Origin of the sequence: Streptomyces odontomachicola, from assembly GCF_039605595.1 — a bacterium.
In the GTDB taxonomy this organism is placed as follows: Bacteria; Actinomycetota; Actinomycetes; order Streptomycetales; family Streptomycetaceae; genus Streptomyces.
Genome location: NZ_JBCFOK010000019.1, coordinates 12,165 through 29,826, shown reverse-complemented (window position 1 = coordinate 29,826; position 17,662 = coordinate 12,165). Strand labels below are relative to the sequence as shown.

Sequence of the window (17,662 nt, the reverse complement as noted above, 5' to 3'; positions counted from 1 at the left end):
GCCCGCACCGCCGTACCGCGGGTCAGCCGTCGAACTTCTCGATGTGGGGCGCGCCGTTGTCCCAGCGGCAGAACAGCGTGGACGAGCCGCCGTCGCCCGAGGTGAACGTCACCCTGATCCACTCCGGGGTCTTCCAGATCTGCATGTCGTGCCCGGCGTTGGGGGTCGCGGAGACCAGGGACGCCGAGTGCGCGCGCATGTCGAACACGGCGCGGCCGCCCTTCACCGCCTCGCCGCGCACCGATCCCGAGGCGGACGCCTTGTTCTTCCCGCTGTCGCGGGAGCTGCGCGGGGTGGGCGTGCCGTCCTTCTTCCCGCCGTCGCTCGAGGGCGCGCGGGAGGACTCGCTGTGCCCGGTGGCGGGCTTGGACGGGGTGGGGGAGGGGGACGACGGCTTGGGCCTGTGCGTGGAGGAGACCTCCGGTTCGGCGGTCTGACTCGGGCCGTCGGACACCGGGAGCGCGCGGGGCGGGTCGTACGCGGTGCCGGCCAGCACCGTGTGCACGCCCCACCACGAGAGCGTGACCGCGGCCCCTGTGGCCAGGGTCCACGCGCCCGCGTGCACCAGACGTCGTCGTTGCATCTGGCTCACCCTAATGGCGTACGGTGCCGCTCATGGCAAGTGTGCTCGTGGTCGAGGACGACCAATTCGTACGCTCCGCCCTCATCCGCCACCTCACGGACGCGTCCCACACCGTACGCAGCGTGGGCACCGCGCTGGAGGCGCTGCGCGAGGTGACTCAGGTCGGATTCGACGTCGTCATCCTCGACCTGGGGCTGCCGGACCTGGACGGCGCCGAGGCGCTGAAGATGCTGCGCGGGATCACCGACGTGCCCGTGATCATCGCCACCGCGCGGGACGAGGAGACGGAGATCGTCCGGCTGCTCAACGACGGCGCGGACGACTACCTGGTCAAGCCGTTCTCGGTCGAGCACCTCTCGGCGCGGCTGGCCGCCGTGCTGCGCCGCGCGCGGGGCGGCACCGCGGGCGGCGGCGCCGGGGACCACGTGCTGCGGGTCGGCGGGATCGCGATCGACCCGCTGCGCCGGATCGCCGAGCTGGACGGCGAGCTGCTGGACCTCACCCGCCGCGAGTTCGACCTGCTGGCCTTCCTCGCCGGGCGGCCAGGGGTGGTGGTGCCGCGCCGCGAACTGCTCGCCGAGGTGTGGCAGCAGTCCTACGGCGACGACCAGACCATCGACGTCCACCTCTCCTGGCTGCGCCGGAAGTTGGGCGAGACGGCGGCCAGCCCCCGCTACCTGCACACGCTGCGCGGCGTCGGCGTGAAGCTGGAGGCTCCGCCGGAGCCGGCGCTGTGAGAGCGCGTGCTGTGAGAGCGCGCGCTGGGGGACGCGGCGCGGTGCCGGGGCGCCCGCGTGATCCGGAGCGCTCCGCATGAGATGGGCACTGGTGAAGGTGTGCCTCGCCGTGACCGTCATGGTGGTGGTGGCCTTCGCCGTACCGCTGGCCCTCGTCGTGAAGGAGACCGCGCGCGACCGCGCCTTCTCCAACGCGGAGCGGCAGGCGTCGGCCGTGGGCCCCGCGCTCGCCATCACCACCGACCAGAAGCAGCTCAGCCGCGCCGTGGCCAGCACCGAGGCGGGGGCCGACGGGCGGATCGCGGTGCACGTGCCGCGCGGCGGCGAAGGCGGCGCCGGCGGTCGCGGCCAGTCGGCGGTCGAGGTGGGCCACGGCCGCGCCCCCGAGGCCCAGTTGCGCAGGGCGCAGCAGGTGGCCCGCGCCTCGCAGGTGCCGGTGGACGGCGGCTTCGCGCTGCTCCAGCCGATCGCGCTGGCGGGCGGGCAGGTCGCGGTGGTCGAGGTGTTCGTGCCTGACGACGAGATCACCAACGGGGTCACCACCGCTTGGCTGATCCTCGCCGGGGTGGGGCTCGCGCTGATCGTGGGCTCGGTCGCGGTCGCCGACCGGCTCGGCACGCGGATGGTGCGGCCGGCCGAGCGCCTCGCCGGGGCGGCCAACGACCTGGGGGAGGGGCGGCTCGGCGTACGGGTCTCCGAGGAGGGGCCCACCGAGCTGCGCTCCGCCGCCATCGCCTTCAACTCGATGGCCGACCAGGTGGTCCAACTCCTCGCCAACGAGCGGGAGCTGGCGGCCGACCTCTCGCACCGGCTGCGTACGCCGCTGACGGTGCTGCGCCTGAACGCGGCCTCGCTCGGCGAGGGCGACGCTGCCGAGCAGACCCGCGAGGCCGTGGCCAAGCTGGAGGGCGAGGTCGACCAGGTGATCCGCACGGCGCGGGAGCAGCGCGCCCAGTCGCCCGGCGCGCACGCCGTGTCCGGGTGCGACGCGGCCGAGGTGATCCGCGAGCGGATGGGCTTCTGGTCGGCGCTCGCCGAGGACGAGGGCCGCGAGGTGCGGGTCGCTGGCGTGGACCGGACGGTACGGGTGCCGGTGGCCCGCGCCGAACTGGCCGCCGCACTCGACGCGATGCTGGGCAACGTGTTCCGGCACACCCCCGAGGGCGTGGGCTTCTCGGTGGACGTGCACGACGCGGCCGAGGCCGTGATCGTGCTGCTCTCCGACGCGGGCCCGGGCATCGCCGACCCCGACGCGGCGCTGCGGCGCGGGCACGGCGACGGCGGCCCCGGGTCCACAGGACTCGGCCTGGACATCGTGCGCCGGGTGGCCGAATCGACCGGCGGCGACGTGCGGTTGGGGCGGTCGGTGCTGGGGGGTACGGAGGTACGGATGTGGCTCGCGCGGCACGGCGGTGAGCGGCGCAGGGAACGTGTCCGTCACCGCATGGCGCGGCGGCGACGGCCCCGTACCGGCGGTCACAGCGCGGAACGCGTGCCCCCTCACTAAGCGACGCCGATGCGGTCCTTAAGCGAAGCCTAAGGATCGCGGTGACCACCCGGAACGCGAAGAACGCCCGTTTCGGCATCGCTAGCGTGCTGCTCGTTCACCCACACCCCCACAGAACGAGGCAGCACTGCGATGAGCAACAACGCCGCACACCGCCGCCGTACCAGCCGCAAGGCGCAGGCCGCGGGCGCCGTCGCGGCCGCGGCCGTCGTCGCCTCCGGCGGCTTCCTGCTGGCCGGCAACGCGACCGCGGGCGAGGAGGGCGCCGCGCAGGCCGGCAGCTCCTTCGCGCCGTACGTGGACACCTCGCTCCAGCCCTCGTACGACCTGGTCGGGAACGCGGGGAAGACCGGGGTGAAGGAGTACAACCTCGGCTTCATCACGGGCGGCGGCGGGTGCAGCCCGAAGTGGGGCGGCGCCCAGAACCCGTCCGAGAACCCCGTGGCCAAGCAGATCGGCAAGCTGCGCGCGAAGGGCGGCGACGTGCGGATCTCCTTCGGCGGGGCCAACGGCTCGGAGCTGGGCCTCTCCTGCGGCTCGGCCGCCGAGCTCGAGAAGGCGTACGGGAAGGTGATCGACGGCTTCAAGCTCAAGAAGGCCGACTTCGACATCGAGGGCGCGGCCCTCCCGGACACCGCGGCCAACACCAAGCGCGCCAAGGCCATCGCTGCGCTCCAGAAGTCCCACAAGGGCCTCGACGTCCACTTCACCCTGCCGGTGCTGCCCGAGGGCCTGACCCAGGACGGCGTGAAGCTGCTGGAGAACGCCAAGCAGAACGGCGTGAAGGTCAGCCAGGTCAACCTGATGGCCATGGACTACGGGCCCAACTACAAGGGCGACATGGGCACCTACGCGACCAAGGCCGCCACCGCCTCGCAGAAGCAGGTCAAGAAGGCGCTCGGCCTCGGCAGCGACGCGGCGGCGTGGAAGGCCGTCGGGCTCACCCCGATGATCGGCGTCAACGACGTGAAGGGCGAGGTGTTCAAGACGGACGACGCCCAGCAGGTCAAGAAGTTCGCCGACCAGAAGGGCCTCGGCGGGCTGTCCATGTGGTCGGCCACCCGCGACAAGGCGTGCCCCGGCGGCTCCAAGGACCAGGCGGACCCGACCTGTTCTGGCATCGAGCAGGGCGCCGGCGCCTTCACCAAGGCGTTCACCGGCTGACCCGCCCCTGACTCCCTGAGGGGACCCCCACCCCTAGGGGGCGCCGCCCCCTAGGGCCCCTCAGGACCCCACCCCCCCCACGCGGACCACCCCCCACGCCCGGGGGCTTCCCCGTACCCCGGGAACCCGGCGGGGCACAGCGGCATCCATTCCCCCACCCGCTGTGCCCCGCCCCCTTTTGTGCGCGGGCCCGTGTGCGGGCGCAGTGCACAGGGTGCGGAGCACTGTCAAGCGACCGGTCGCAACTCACGCACAATGCGGTGTAGTTGAATGATTCAGGACGTTCGACAGGGGAGGCGGACATGGCCGCAGCTCGTTCCCGGCGCGCCGGGAGACCGGGGCCCACGCTGGAGCAGGTGGCCGCACGCGCGGGGGTGGGCCGGGGCACGGTGTCCCGGGTCGTCAACGGTTCGCCGCGGGTCAGCGACCGCACGCGCGCCGCCGTCCAGGAGGCCGTCGCCGAGCTCGGCTATGTGCCCAACCGCGCGGCCAGGGCCCTCGCGGCCGGCAGCGCCGACGCCATCGCGCTGGTGGTGCTGGAGCCGGAGTCGAGGCTGTTCGCCGAGCCGTACTTCTCCGGAATGCTGCGCGGTGTCAGCGGCGAACTCGCCGAAAACGACCTCCAACTGCTCCTCACCCTCGTGCGCGACCAGCGCGAACGCGACCGCTTCGTGCAGTACGCCGCAGCGCACCGCGTGGACGGCGCGCTGCTCGTCTCGGTCCACACCGGCGACCCGCTGCCCGACCTCCTGCGCGGCACCGGCATGCCGGCGGTGCTGGGCGGGCGCCGTACGGAGGCCGAGCCGCTGCCCTTCGTCGACTCCGACAACTTCGGCGGCGCGCGCCTGGCCGCCGGGCACCTGCTCGCGGGCGGCAGGTCCAGGGTCGCGACCATCACGGGTCCGATGGACATGTACGTCTCGCAGTGCCGGCTCGACGGCTACCGTGCCGCGCTGCGCGAGGCCGGGCTCCGCGTCGCCGAGGACGAACGGCTCATCGCGCACGCCGACTTCACCGAGCGCGGCGGCCACGCGGCCATGCGCAGGCTGCTCTCCTGCGGCCCGCTGCCGGACGCGGTCTTCTGCGCCTCGGACGTCATGGCCGCCGGCGCCAGGATCGCGCTGCGCGAGGCCGGGCTCCAAGTCCCGCGCGACGTCGCCCTGGTGGGCTTCGACGACTCCGCGGTGGCCCGGCACATGGACCCGCCGCTCACCACGGTGCGCCAGCCCATCGAGGACATGGGCCGCGAGATGGCCCGGATGCTGCTCGAACTCATGGAGGCCCAGCGGGAGAATGGCACTGGGGCGCCGCTCCCCGCGCCCCCCGGCCGGGTGCTGCCGACCTCGCTGGTGCGGCGCGGCTCCTCCTGAGGGGGCTCTCCGGGGGCCTCTCGGGCCCCTGATGGGACCCTCACGGGCCCCGACGACCCTGACGGGGCCCTCACAGGGCGGGGCCCTCACAGGGCCTGGCCCTTACGGGGTGTGGCCCCCAGGGGTACGCCTCACTCCACCGGAGGGCGCCCGGGTGCGGCCGGTGAGTCGCTGTTTTCTCCTTCACTGGTATGACCTCGCAAACGACGCACATAGCGCGCATAGCCAGCACCGGAGCACTCGCCGCCGCGTTCTTCATAGGCACGGCGGCCCCGGCGGCAGAGGCCGCCGCACCGGCCGCCACCGCACCGCGGGAGGGGCAGCAGGCCGAACCCAGGGCGGGAGCCTGGACGACACCGCTGTTCGGCAAGCACCGCATCAGCAAACGCTGGGGGGTCAAGGGGAACTACGCGGGGGGCAGGCACACCGGCATCGACCTCGCCGTACGGTCCGGCACCCCGGTCCGCTCGGTCGGCGCGGGCCGGGTCGTCTTCTCCGGCCGCTCGGGGGACTACGGCAAGGCCGTCACCATTCACATGCGGGACGGCAGATACACGCTCTACGCCCACCTCTCGCGCCTCGGCGTGCGCAAGGGGCAGCGGGTGGGCGTCGGCACCCGCATCGCCAAGTCCGGGAACACCGGCCGCAGTACGGGACCGCACCTGCACTTCGAGGTGCGCGCCAAGCGCGGCTACGGCTCGGACATCAACCCCGTCAGCTACCTCGCGCGCAAGGGCGTCCGGCTGCTGTGAGGACGCCGCACGCCTCCCGCCTCCGGGCGGGCCGAGGGGCGCCGGGCGGGCCACGGGTATCGGGGGCCACGCCCGGCGCCGCCCCCTCAGCCGCAGCGATCCCGTCAGCCGCAGCGACCCCCGGTCGCGGTGATCCCCTCGGCCGCAGCGGCCCCGTCAGTCGTAGTACCCCCCGTCGTCGCTCGCCCCGCGCCCCACGGCCGTGAGCAGCGAGCCGATCACCAGCCCGATGACCAGGTACACGGCCGCGGTCCCGATCTTCGAGGGCCAGCTCGTGTACGAGGTGAAGGGGAGCAGCATCACCGCGACCGTGGCCAGCCCCACGATCCAGCCGAAGAACCGCTCCGGCTGCGGCGTGGACACCATCAGCAGATGCAGCACCAGCGTCGCCACCAGCGCCGCGGCCGCGGCCCCCGCGGCCAGCGTCCCGGAGGTCGCCGGCACCAGGGTCCCGTGCTTCTGCGGGGCGAACACCGGAATGTGCAGTACGCCGCGCACCAGCATCAGCGCGACGAACGAGGCGAGCGCCGCCACCACGGCGGTCATCACCCCGCCCGCCCACAGCCGACCCGCCGCCACCCGGCGCCGCGGCCCCCTGCCGTAGGGGTCACGCCCGTAGGGGCCGTACCCGTAGGGATCGTCCCCGTAAGGGCCCTGACCGTAGGGGTCCCGGCCCTGCCCCTGGCCCTGGTTGTACTGCTGCCCGTACGACTGCCGGTAAGGCTGTCCGTCCATGGGTGGCCGTCCTCCCGCTCGGCGCTGGATCCTCCAAGGCTCAGCGGGTACCGCCGCACATGCATCCGCACACAGTGCTCCGCTGTGCCAATGGCGGCCCCCGGTCACTCGCCCGGGGCAGAGAACCCACCCGCAGCGGACAACACAGAAGGCCCCCTCCCAGTGTCCCGGGAGAGGGCCTTCTCGACGAGGGTGAATGACGGGACTTGAACCCGCGACTTCCTGGACCACAACCAGGTGCTCTACCAACTGAGCTACATCCACCACGACCGGTGCGGTTTCCCGTCCGGCCGAAGAAAACTATACAGGGTCCGCGGGGGTGCTCGCGCACAGGTTCTGTACCTGACCCCGGCGGCCCCCTTCGGGGCCGCCGGGGCGGGGAGTTCACCCCGGGGTCACCGGAGGATCACTGCGGGGGCAGCACGTGCCGGGCCGCGATGCCCTTCGCGGTGTCCGAGTCGGGTCCGGGCTCGGGCACGAAGACGGCCTCGCGGTAGTAGCGCAGCTCCGCGATGGACTCGCGGATGTCCGCGAGCGCCCGGTGATTCCCGTTCTTCTCCGGGCTGTTGTAGTACGCCCGCGGATACCAGCGGCGGGCGAGCTCCTTCACCGAGGAAACGTCCACGATGCGGTAGTGCAGGTGCTTCTCCAGGGCCGGCATGTCCCGGGCGAGGAAGCCGCGGTCGGTGCCGACCGAGTTGCCGCACAGCGGGGCGCGGCCCGGCTCCGCCACGTGCTCGCGGATGTACTCCAGCACCCGACGCTCGGCCTCGGCCAGTGTGGTCCCCCCGTCGAGCTCCTCGAGCAGGCCGGAGGCGGTGTGCATCTCGCGCACCACCTCCGGCATCGCGTCCAGCGCCCCGTCCGGGGGTCGGATGACGATGTCCACGCCCTCCCCGAGCACGTTCAGCTCCGAGTCGGTGACCAGGGCCGCCACCTCGATGAGCGCGTCGTCGGACAGCGAGAGCCCGGTCATCTCGCAGTCGATCCACACCATGCGATCGTTCATGCGGTCACCCTACGTCGCCCTGCCCGGGCTCTGACCGCGCTGGTCCCTCAGCTCCCGCAGCTCTCTCGGATGTCTGCTCTCCCTGCCCTCTCTGCCGTCACGCGACTCCCGTCCGTCCCGGGACTCTCTGCCGTCGCGGGAATCCCTGCCGTCCCGCTGCTCCTGCCCCTCGCGGCGGCCCCGCTGCACGGGCAGCCGCGGAGCGTAGGCGTCCGACTCCGGCTTCCCGGGGTCGGGCCTCTCCCGTGGCGGCCCCAGCGCGCCGGAGACCGGCGGCAGCCCCTCGCGCCCCGGCTGGGGCGCCGCGGGGTCGGAGCGCAGGGCGCCGCCCGGATCCCCGCCGCCGCTCTCCGGACGCCGCGCCCGGTACGCGGCGCGGTAAGCGGCGGGCGAGGAACCGAGCTGGCGCCGGAAGTGCCCGCGCAGCGCCACCGGCGAACGGAAACCGCACCGCCCGGCGACCTCGTCCACCGAGTAGTCCGAGGTCTCCAGCAGCCGCTGCGCCTGGAGCACCCGCTGCGTGATCAGCCACTGCAGGGGAGCGCTCCCAGTGAGGGCGCGGAAACGGCGGTCGAAGGTGCGGCGGGACATGTAGGCGCGCGCGGCCAGCGTCTCGACGTCGAACTGCTCGTGCAGATGCTCCAGCGCCCAGGCCACCACTTCGGCGAGCGGGTCCGAGCTGATCTCCTCTGGTAAGGAGCGGTCGAGCTGGCGCGCGTGTGCTCCGGGCTCCACCGCGTTGCCGCGCCGGGGCGGGACGACCAGCCGCCGGGCGAGGGCGCCCGCGGCCTCCGCCCCGTGGTCGGTGCGGACCACGTGAAGGCAGAGATCTATGCCGGCGGCCGTGCCGGCCGAGGTGAGTATGTCCCCGTCGTCCACGAAGAGTTCGCGCGGATCGACGTGCACCGCCGGGTACCGCTTCGCCAGCGTCGGCGCGTACATCCAGTGCGTCGTCGCCGGCCTCCCGTCCAGCAGTCCCCCGGCAGCCAGGACGAACGCGCCGGTGCACAGCCCGACGATGCGGGCCCCCTCCTCATGTGCACGGCGCAGCGCGTCCAGGGCCGCCGCTGGTGGTGGCTGGGTGATGGAGCGCCAGGCGGGCACCACGACGGTGCCCGCTCGGGAGAGGGCCTCGAGCCCGTACGGCGCGCTCAGCTGGAGCCCGCCGGTCGTGCGCAGTGGTCCGTCCTCGCCCGCGCACACCAGAAGGCGGTAGCGCGGAACACCGGCGTCCTGCCGGTCGATTCCGAAGACGGAGAGCGGGATGGAGCTTTCGAAAATGGGACCCCCGCTGAAGAGCAGCACGGCCACGATCTCGCGGCGGCGGCGTGCGGCCAGCTTACGGGTCGTCACCGGGCCGTTCGTGGAGTCCTCGTGGCTCTTTGGAACGCTCACCGGAAGTCAGCCCCCCTCAATCGTCGCGTCCTCATCGGTCCTGCACGTCTCCCCCGCGGCGATAGCCAAGATCGAATCTACTGTGTCGGATGAGGTCAGCGGGACAAGTTCGGCACCCGACGCTATGTCGATAAGGCAACTTGGCGTGAAGCATTCGATCACGAAGCGTTCCACTCAGCGACGCGGCTGGGAAGTGCGCAAGCCGTCCCTGCCCCACCGTCGTAGGGCACACACATGCCCGACGGTCCTTTCCTCCCAGGTGGCAGGGGGGTCGGGAAGGGGACACGGCAAGGAACGCTACTCGCCTGCAAGTTGGCCGAAAACGATGGGGTGCAGATGTGCGATTCGGTCACCGCGGGGGCGCACACCCTCGCCGACTCCCGTACGCCGGGGCGCAGTTGAGGCACGTCTCACAGCTGTCGCTGGTGACGGCCTCCCCGGTGGGAGCCGCTTCCGGTGCGTCCGTGCCGCCCGCGGTGCGGCCCCGCCTCCTCGGCGGCGCTCCTCCCGCGGCCGCGCTCCGATTCGCGCAGCAGGGCACGGCAGGTGGCGGTCACGGCGCACAGGCCGATCGACGTACCGAAGGCACCCATCGGCGATGACCCGCACACCAGCAGAACGACCAGGACGAGTGCGCTGCTGAACGCGCACCAGCGGACCACCTCGCTCACAGGGTCGCGGGGAGAGGGGTGAGAGGTGTGCGGGGAGTGCGCGATGTGCACGGAGCGTGCCGAGTGTGCGGAGCGCGCCGCGGGAACGGAGCGCCGGGAGAGCCGGGAGCGGCCCGGGGGAGAGGAGGTGCCGCGGCCGCGGGATCGGCGGCGCGGCGCTGCGGGCGCGGGGGGCGGTGCTGGCACGCCCTGCACAACGCGGAGCCGCCGTGCGCGGTCACTGGTAAGGGGCATGGGCGGGCATTGCGCAAAGCCCCACGCTGAGGCATGCTCCGGCTCTCGGGAAACGCCACGCCCCGTGCGGCGCCCCCTCGGGCCCTGGGCAAGGGGGGAGTAGCGCCGTACCCTTGGGGTAGGGAATTGCCAAGGCTTTTCCCGGTCGTCATCCCGAGTTCCGCACCCGTCAGACCCCTCGCCGCATCGCCTGAGAGAGCGCACAAGCCAACCGCCGTTTCCTCCGCACAGAGGCCTCCTTCGCCGAGACATCATGGCTGGACACGAGATCCCCGAACCAGCGGACCGCAGGCAGATCGCCGATCCGCATGACGCGGCAGCGATTCCCGAGGTTGCGGAAGAAGCGCGCCATTCCTGCGACCCGGCGTTCCAGCACGGCGTCGTCGTGGGCTTCGACGGCTCCACCTCCAGCGAGCGCGCCCTCGCCTACGCCATCGGCATGGCCTTCAGGTCGGGCTCCGGGCTGATCATCGTGCACGTGGCCAACAGGCTGCCCACCACGGTGTGGGCGGGCTGCGAGCCGCCGGTCTTCGTCGACGTACCCGACCACCGCACCGAGGTGCTCGGACTCGAACTCGCCTGTGCTGAGCACCTCTCGGACGTCCCCTGGATCCTCGTCGAGCGCGGCGGCGACATCTGCCACGAACTCGAGGAGGTCGGCAGGGAGTACGAGGCCGACGCGATCGTGGTCGGCTCCACGCACGGCCTTGTGGGCCGGATCTTCGGCTCGGTCGCCGGGCGGCTGGCGCGGCGCGCGCAGCGCCCCGTCGTCGTGATCCCCTGACGGGCCCTGCGCCCCGCTTCCCCGACGCTCCCTCCCCCGCGCGTGCGCGTGCTCAACTCCCTTGCGCCTGCGCCCCGTTGGCGCTCCCGTACCCCTGCAAATCCACCCCGCGGGGGATGTGGATTGTGCGCTTGTGATGGGCATATACGGAACAGCAGGTGCCGGAACGGCGAGCTGCCGGGCGGGAGGTGACGGTCCCGTCGCGGCAGCCCACCCGCCGGCGTAATGGGCGACGCCGGCACAGGGGAGGCGGAATCCCGCGCAGTTGGTGGCCTGCGCGGGATTCCGCCCATACTTCTGTCCCCTTGTTACAGGGCCCCTGCCCCGGGCCCCGGTGCTGCTACGAGGTCCCCGCCACGGCCCCCGGGCTCATTCCACGGTGACGGACTTGGCCAGGTTGCGCGGCTTGTCGATGTCCCGGCCCAGGGCCAGCGCCGTGTGGTACGCGAGGAGTTGGAGCGGGATGCCCATCAGGATGGGGTCGAGCTCCGGCTCGTTCTGCGGGACCACGAGCGTGTGGTCGGCCTTCTCCTGCTCCTTGTGCGCCACGGCGAGGATCCGGCCGCTGCGGGCCTTGATCTCCTCCAGGGTGGCGCGGTTCTTGTCGAGCAGATCGTCGTCGGGGAGGATCGCGACGGTCGGCACGGCGGGCTCGATGAGGGCCAGCGGGCCGTGCTTGAGCTCGGAGGCCGGGTAGGCCTCGGCGTGGATGTAGGAGACCTCCTTGAGCTTGAGCGATGCCTCGCGGGCGACGGGGTAGCCCCGCACGCGGCCCACGAACATCATGCTCTTCGCCTTCGCGTACTCGGCGGCGAGCTTCTCGATCTCCGGCTCGGACTCCATGACCTCGGCGATCTGCGCGGGCAGCCGGCGCAGGCCCTCGATCACGCGCTTGCCGTCGGCGACCGAGAGGTCCCTGATGCGGCCCAGGTGCAGGGCCAGCAGGCCGAAGGCCACGGCGGTGTTGGTGAAGCACTTGGTGGAGACGACGCAGACCTCGGGGCCCGCGTGCACGTACATGCCGCCGTCGGCCTCGCGGGCGATGGCGGAGCCCACGACGTTCACGACGCCGAGGACGCGGGCGCCCTTGCGCTTGAGCTCCTGCACGGCCGCCAGGGTGTCGTAGGTCTCGCCGGACTGGCTGACCGCGATGTAGAGGGTGTCGGGGTCGACGACCGGGTTGCGGTAGCGGAACTCGCTGGCGGGCTCGGCGTCAGCGGGGACGCGCGCCAGCTCCTCGATCAACTGCGCCCCGATCATGCCCGCGTGGTACGCCGAGCCGCAGCCGAGGATCTTGACCCGGCGCATGCTGCGGGCCTCCCGCGCGTCCAGGTTGAGGCCGCCCAGGTGCACGGTCGCGAAGCGGTCGTCGATGCGGCCGCGCAGCACCCGGTCCACGGCGTCGGCCTGCTCGGCGATCTCCTTGTGCATGTACGTGTCGTGGCCGTTCATGTCCCAGGACTCCGCGGCCCACTCCACGGTCTCGGGGGAAGCGGAGGTGCGGGAGCCCTCGGTGGTGTACGTGCGGTAGTCGCCGGCGGTGATGGTGGCCATCTCGCCGTCGTCCAGGGTGACGACCTGGCGGGTGTGCGCGACCAGCGCGGCGATGTCGGAGGCCACCAGCATCTCGCGCTCGCCGATGCCGAGGATCACGGGCGAGCCGTTGCGGGCCGCCACGATGCGGTCGGGGAAGTCGGCGTGCAGCACCGCGATGCCGTACGTGCCCTCGACGTGCCGCAGCGCCTCCTGGACCTTGCCCTCCAGGTCCTCGGCCTGGGAGCGGCCGATGAGGTGGGCCAGCACCTCGGTGTCGGTCTCGGAGACGAACTCCACGCCGTCGGCCGCCAGTTTGGCGCGCAGCTCGGCGGCGTTGTCGATGATGCCGTTGTGCACCACGGCGGTGCGCCCGTCGGCGTCGGTGTGCGGGTGCGCGTTCACGTCGTTCGGGGCGCCGTGGGTGGCCCAGCGGGTGTGCGCGATGCCGGTGGTGCCGGAGAAGCGCTTGGGCAGGCGGTCGCGCAGGTCGCGTACCCGGCCCTTGGTCTTCGCCGTCTTCAGGCCCGCGTTCTTGCCGGTGCCGCTGTGGACGGCGATGCCCGCCGAGTCGTAGCCGCGGTACTCCAGACGCTGGAGCCCCTCCAGCAGGAGCGGAGCCACCTCACGCTTGCCGATGTATCCCACGATTCCGCACATGCTGGTTGCTGCCTCTCCCTCGTCCGGTCGTCAACCGCCGGTCTCACTGGTCGCATTCCGGGGCTTCGTCCACGGCCGTACGCCGTCGTACTCCGTGCGTCGCGCGTCTGGGCCGTACGCCGTCATCCGTAGACGATCCGGCGGATCTGGCGGAGCGAGAGCGGCCCTGGCGCCACGGCCCGGTGCGGCAGCTCCGCGGAGATCCGCTCGAATATCTCCGTGTTCCGCAGGCCCGAAGAGCGCAGCTCGCGGTGCCTGCGGCGGACGAATTCCTCGGTGGTCTCGTCGAAGTACGCGAGCACGTCGAGCACCACCCTGGCCGCCTCGCCGCGCTGCAGCGGCGTGGTGCGGACCAGGTGGTCGATGAGGTCCTCGTGGACGGGCGTACGGGCTTCGAGCACCCGTCGATACTGGGGGCTCCGCCCGAGAAGCGCAAGAAATCTGCCCGATATCGGGCAGGAAGCGGGTGGAACGGCCGGATGAGCGGTGATGAGCGGTCGAGGACTGGCTCGACCGGCGGCCGTACGGGGGCCCGGCGGGTTGGGCGCGGGCCCCGGCGGGGAGTGGTCTACACCCATTGACCGGGGATGGGACGCGCGGTACCTGTGTGGGTCGCGCGACCGCACCACGTTCCACGTTCGTAGCCCGTGACCGCACGAACCCCGTGGAGGGACCGCCCATGAGACGTCTCGGACCGTTGGTTCTCTGCGCCGCGCTCCTCTCGGCGGCCCTTCCCGCAGCCGCGCTCGCGGCGCCGGGCGACGGGGGCGTACGCGAGAGTGCGGGCGCGCCGCGGCCGCTGGACCGGGTGGTGCCCGCACCCGCCTCGGTGCGGCAGGGCGGCCCCGGCTTCTCGGTGGGGGAGCGGACCCCGATCCGGGTGAGCGGGGACTCCGCGGCGGCGCGCAGGGCGGGGGAGCAGCTCGCCGCGCTGCTGCGGCCCTCGACCGGCTACCGGCTGCCGGTCACCTCGCGCCCTGGCCCCGACGGCATCCGGCTGCGGCTGACCCGCGGCGGCGCGGAACGGGCGCGGCTCGGCGACGAGGGCTACCGCCTCGCGGTGGACCGCCGCTCCGTGGACATCGCCGCGCCGACAGGCGCCGGGCTCTTCCACGGGGTGCAGACGCTGCGGCAGCTCCTGCCGGCCGAGGCCGAGGCGCGGTCGAAGCGGCCCGGGCCCTGGCGGGTGGCGGGCGGCACCATCACGGACCGGCCCCGCTATCCGTACCGCGGCGCGATGCTGGACGTCTCCCGCCACTTCCTGGAGGCGGACCAGGTCAAGCGGTACATCGACCACCTCGCGCTCTACAAGGTCAACAAGCTGCACCTGCACCTCTCGGACGACCAGGGCTGGCGGATCGCGCTCGACTCCTGGCCGCGGCTCGCCTCGTACGGGGGCAGCACGGAGGTCGGCGGGGGCAAGGGCGGCTACTACACCAAGAGTCAGTACCGGGAGATCGTCCGGTACGCCGCCGAGCGGCATCTCACCGTGGTGCCGGAGATCGACATGCCGGGGCACACGAACGCCGCGCTCGCCTCGTACGCCGCGCTGAACTGCGACGGGAAGGCGCCGCCGCTCTACACCGGCACCGAGGTCGGCTTCAGCTCGCTGTGCGTGAAGAAGGAGATCACGTACGACTTCGTGGACGACGTCGTACGGGAGATCGCGGCGCTGACGCCCGGGCGCTATCTGCACATCGGCGGCGACGAGGCGCACGCGACGAGCCACGAGGACTACGCGGCGTTCATGGCGCGGGCGCAGCGGACGGTGCGGAAGTACGGGAAGACCGTCGTCGGCTGGCACCAGATCACCGGGGCCGAGCCGGTGAAGGGCGCGGTGGCGCAGTACTGGGGCACGACCGGCAAGGAGAAGGAGGTCGTGGACGCCGCCAAGAGGGGCACCCGGCTGATCCTCTCGCCGGCCAACCGCGCCTACATGGACATGAAATACAACAAGGACACGCCCTACGGCCTGAGTTGGGCCGGGTACGTGGAGGCGCGGCAGTCCTACGACTGGGATCCGGGCAGCTATGTGCAGGGCGCTCCCGGTGAGGCGGTGCTGGGGGTGGAGGCGCCGATGTGGACCGAGACGCTGGAGCGGAACGACCAGATCGACTACATGGCCTTCCCGCGGCTGCCGGGCATCGCGGAACTGGGCTGGTCACGCGCCGACCGCACCGGCTGGGATGACTACCGGCAGCGCATCGCCGAACAGGCGCCGCGCTGGGAGGAGTTGGGGATCACCTACTACAGGTCGCCGGAGATCCCCTGGTCAGGACAGTGAGGGTTGGGGCGCTGGGCGCTGGGCGCTGGGCGCGGGCGGTCAGAACTGGTCCAGCACCGACTTCTTGGCCATCGCGAACTCGTCGTCCGTGAGCACCCCGCCCTTGTGCAGCTCGCCGAGCTCGCGCAGCCGCCGCAGCAGCACGTCGTGGTCGGACTCGCCGCCGCCGGCGCGGTGATCGCCGTACGAGGCCGCCTCCTTGTCCCCCTGGCCCACCGCGCCGGCGTCCCCGGAGCCCGCGGCGTCGGTCTGGAGCGGGACGGGGAGGTGGCCGTCGGCGGCGGGCCCGGAGTCCGCGGGGGCGTGCGGGTGCTGCGCGTGCGGGTGCGGGAGGCGGGCCACCACGGCGGCGGCCAGCAGCACCGAACCGCCGGTCTCCCGCGCCTGGCGCACACCCCACAGCAGCAGGCAGTTGGGGTCGTGCTGCGGCTTGAGCGCGGGCTGCTTGCCCTTGGGGCGGATGCGGAGGCTGCCGTTCTCCCAGCCGATCGCGGGGGTCCACTCGATGCCGTCGAGCTCCTGGAGGGTGAAGGTGCGCGGGCCCGCGTGGGTCTTGCTCTCCTCGGCCATCCAATTCCACTCGAGGTGTATGCGCTCGCCGTCGAAGAAGGCGGAGCCGTCCGTGCCGTTGGCGGTGAGCGGAACGGAGGGGCCCGGCAGCAGATAGCGCGCGCAGCGGCCCTCGGGCACCTCCTCCAGGAGAAGGGCGTTGCGCACCTCGTCGACGAAATACTCGGCGACGCCCGTGCGGTCCTTCTCCACGGCCAGCTGATACGGATCGGAGGCGTCCGGCAGCCGCCCGCCCGCGACTTGGGACAGCGGGTCGGCGCCGTCCCGCAGCCGCAGGCGCAGCCTGCCGCCCTTGCGGCCCGGCTCGAAGGCGATTCCCGCGATGGCCGCGAGCGGCACCGCGACCTCGCCCAGCGTCTTGCGCAGCGGGGCCACATGCCGCTCGACGCCCGGCACGATCCGCACGGTGTCACCGTCGAAGGTCCACGTCCCGGCGCGCTGGATGATTTCCGCCATGCCCAGATTATGCCGGTTGCCCCGGCGGGCGTGGTCAGGTCTGCGGCACCCCCAACTCCCGTGCCACCAGCATGCGCTGGACCTCGCTGGTGCCCTCGCCGATCTCCAGGATCTTGGAGTCGCGCCACATGCGGGCCACCGGATACTCGTTCATGAAGCCGTAGCCGCCGTGGACCTGGGTGGCCTCGCGGGCGTTGGTGACCGCGCTCTCCGAGGAGTACAGCTTGGCCAGCGCCGCCTGCTTCTTGAAGGGCTCGCCGGCGAGGAGCCGGGACGCCGCGTCGCGCCAGGCGATGCGCGAGGTGTGGGCGCGCATCTCCATGTCGGCCAGCTTGAACTGGATGGCCTGGTTCTCCCCGATGGCCTTGCCGAAGGCCTTGCGGGTGTTGGCATACGTCACGGACTCGTCCACACAGCCCTGCGCGAGGCCGGTGGCCAGCGCGGCGATGGCGATCCTGCCCTCGTCGAGTATCCGCAGGAACTGGGCGTATCCGCGGCCCTCTTCGCCCAGCAGATTCCCGGCGGGCACGCGGACGTCGTCGAAGGAGAGCTCGTGGGTGTCCGAGGCGTTCCAGCCGACCTTGGAATACGCCGGGGCCACCGTGAAGCCCGGGGTGCCGGAGGGCACGATGATCGTGGAGATGCGGGGCGCGCCGCTCTCCTTGCGGCCGGTGACGGCGGTGACCGTGACCAGGCCCGTGATGTCCGTGCCGGAGTTGGTGATGAAGGACTTGGCGCCGTTGATCACCCACTCGCCGGTGCTCTCGTCGCGTACGGCCGTGGTGCGGGTGCCGCTCGCGTCCGAGCCGCACTCCGGCTCCGTCAGGCCGAAGGCGCCCAGGATCTCGCCGGAACACAGCCGCGGCAGCCACTCCCGCTTCTGCTCCTCGGTGCCGAACCTGAACACCGGCATGGCCCCCAGGGACACCCCGGCCTCCAGGGTGATGGCCACCGAGGAGTCCACCCTGGCCAGCTCCTCCAGGGCGAGGCAGAGGGCGAGATAGTCCCCGCCCATCCCGCCGTACTCCTCAGGGAAGGGCAGTCCGAACAGGCCCATCTGGCCCATCTGGTGAACGATGTCGTACGGGAAGGCGTGCTGCTCGTAGAACTCGCCGATCTTGGGCGCGACGACGTCGTGGGCGAACTGCTCCACGGTGCGCCGCAGTTCCTCGTGCTCGGATGAGAGGCGGTGGTCCAGGGACATGCTCACTGCTCCTT

The 17,662-nt window shown here is 72.3% G+C and carries 16 protein-coding genes and 1 tRNA gene; 7 read left to right on the top strand and 10 right to left on the bottom strand.

Going from position 1 to position 17,662, the window contains the following annotated elements; translation table 11 throughout:
- Positions 1-22: 22 nt before the first annotated feature.
- Positions 23-583: a hypothetical protein gene (locus tag ABEE00_RS29500; protein WP_345748785.1), complete on the bottom strand. Its 561-nt coding sequence runs from the start codon at positions 581-583 to the stop codon at positions 23-25.
- A 32-nt stretch (positions 584-615) separates the two neighbouring features.
- Between ABEE00_RS29500 and ABEE00_RS29495 the strand changes: the two genes are divergently transcribed.
- The 5 genes from ABEE00_RS29495 to ABEE00_RS29475 all read left to right on the top strand — a co-directional run bounded on the left by ABEE00_RS29495 (position 616) and on the right by ABEE00_RS29475 (position 6,113).
- Positions 616-1,320, top strand: coding sequence for a response regulator transcription factor (locus tag ABEE00_RS29495; RefSeq protein ID WP_345748784.1), 705 nt, complete (start codon positions 616-618; stop codon positions 1,318-1,320).
- A gap of 76 nt (positions 1,321-1,396) precedes the next feature.
- Positions 1,397-2,827 (top strand): sensor histidine kinase, encoded by a 1,431-nt coding sequence (locus ABEE00_RS29490; RefSeq protein WP_345748783.1) that lies wholly within the window; start codon positions 1,397-1,399, stop codon positions 2,825-2,827.
- Between the two features lie 132 nt (positions 2,828-2,959).
- A complete protein-coding gene (locus ABEE00_RS29485; protein WP_345748782.1) occupies positions 2,960-3,991 on the top strand; it encodes a chitinase in 1,032 nt (343 codons plus the stop codon).
- Positions 3,992-4,293: 302 nt separating this feature from the next.
- Positions 4,294-5,361 carry a LacI family DNA-binding transcriptional regulator gene (locus ABEE00_RS29480; RefSeq protein WP_345748781.1) on the top strand — a complete coding sequence of 356 codons (1,068 nt, stop codon included), beginning with the start codon at positions 4,294-4,296 and terminating at the stop codon, positions 5,359-5,361.
- A 191-nt stretch (positions 5,362-5,552) separates the two neighbouring features.
- Positions 5,553-6,113 (top strand): M23 family metallopeptidase, encoded by a 561-nt coding sequence (locus ABEE00_RS29475; RefSeq protein ID WP_345748780.1) that lies wholly within the window; start codon positions 5,553-5,555, stop codon positions 6,111-6,113.
- 156 nt (positions 6,114-6,269) lie between these two features.
- On the opposite strand, the gene ABEE00_RS29470 is transcribed toward ABEE00_RS29475, so the two are convergent.
- The 5 genes from ABEE00_RS29470 to ABEE00_RS29450 all read right to left on the bottom strand — a co-directional run bounded on the left by ABEE00_RS29470 (position 6,270) and on the right by ABEE00_RS29450 (position 9,923).
- The gene (locus tag ABEE00_RS29470) at positions 6,270-6,848 is read right to left on the bottom strand and encodes a DUF6069 family protein (RefSeq protein WP_345748779.1); all 579 of its coding nucleotides are present in this window, start codon (positions 6,846-6,848) and stop codon (positions 6,270-6,272) included.
- Between the two features lie 191 nt (positions 6,849-7,039).
- Positions 7,040-7,112 (bottom strand) — tRNA-His (locus ABEE00_RS29465).
- Between the two features lie 142 nt (positions 7,113-7,254).
- Positions 7,255-7,857, bottom strand: a complete 603-nt coding sequence (gene orn, locus ABEE00_RS29460; protein ID WP_345748778.1) for an oligoribonuclease — start codon at positions 7,855-7,857, stop codon at positions 7,255-7,257.
- 9 nt (positions 7,858-7,866) lie between these two features.
- The gene (locus tag ABEE00_RS29455; protein ID WP_345748777.1) at positions 7,867-9,252 is read right to left on the bottom strand and encodes a helix-turn-helix domain-containing protein; all 1,386 of its coding nucleotides are present in this window, start codon (positions 9,250-9,252) and stop codon (positions 7,867-7,869) included.
- A gap of 410 nt (positions 9,253-9,662) precedes the next feature.
- Positions 9,663-9,923, bottom strand: a complete 261-nt coding sequence (locus ABEE00_RS29450; RefSeq protein ID WP_345748776.1) for a hypothetical protein — start codon at positions 9,921-9,923, stop codon at positions 9,663-9,665.
- Between the two features lie 487 nt (positions 9,924-10,410).
- Between ABEE00_RS29450 and ABEE00_RS29445 the strand changes: the two genes are divergently transcribed.
- Positions 10,411-10,941 (top strand): universal stress protein, encoded by a 531-nt coding sequence (locus ABEE00_RS29445; RefSeq protein ID WP_345748775.1) that lies wholly within the window; start codon positions 10,411-10,413, stop codon positions 10,939-10,941.
- A gap of 369 nt (positions 10,942-11,310) precedes the next feature.
- Here the strand turns inward: ABEE00_RS29445 and glmS are convergent, their stop codons facing one another.
- Both glmS and ABEE00_RS29435 read right to left on the bottom strand, forming a co-directional pair.
- Complete coding sequence (gene glmS, locus ABEE00_RS29440; protein ID WP_345748774.1) at positions 11,311-13,134, bottom strand: glutamine--fructose-6-phosphate transaminase (isomerizing); 1,824 nt, start codon at positions 13,132-13,134, stop codon at positions 11,311-11,313.
- A gap of 122 nt (positions 13,135-13,256) precedes the next feature.
- On the bottom strand, positions 13,257-13,535 hold the full coding sequence (locus ABEE00_RS29435) for a hypothetical protein (RefSeq protein ID WP_345748773.1): 279 nt from the start codon (positions 13,533-13,535) through the stop codon (positions 13,257-13,259).
- A 278-nt stretch (positions 13,536-13,813) separates the two neighbouring features.
- On the opposite strand from ABEE00_RS29435, the gene ABEE00_RS29430 reads away from it, so the two are divergent.
- Positions 13,814-15,418: a beta-N-acetylhexosaminidase gene (locus ABEE00_RS29430; protein WP_345748772.1), complete on the top strand. Its 1,605-nt coding sequence runs from the start codon at positions 13,814-13,816 to the stop codon at positions 15,416-15,418.
- A gap of 39 nt (positions 15,419-15,457) precedes the next feature.
- Here ABEE00_RS29430 and ABEE00_RS29425 read toward each other — a convergent pair whose 3' ends face one another.
- Together ABEE00_RS29425 and ABEE00_RS29420 are read right to left on the bottom strand one after the other, a co-directional pair.
- On the bottom strand, positions 15,458-16,444 hold the full coding sequence (locus ABEE00_RS29425) for a DUF4429 domain-containing protein (RefSeq protein WP_345748771.1): 987 nt from the start codon (positions 16,442-16,444) through the stop codon (positions 15,458-15,460).
- Between the two features lie 34 nt (positions 16,445-16,478).
- Entirely contained in the window at positions 16,479-17,648 is a 1,170-nt protein-coding gene (locus ABEE00_RS29420) for an acyl-CoA dehydrogenase family protein (RefSeq protein WP_345748770.1), read from the bottom strand.
- Between the last annotated feature and the right edge of the window lie 14 nt (positions 17,649-17,662).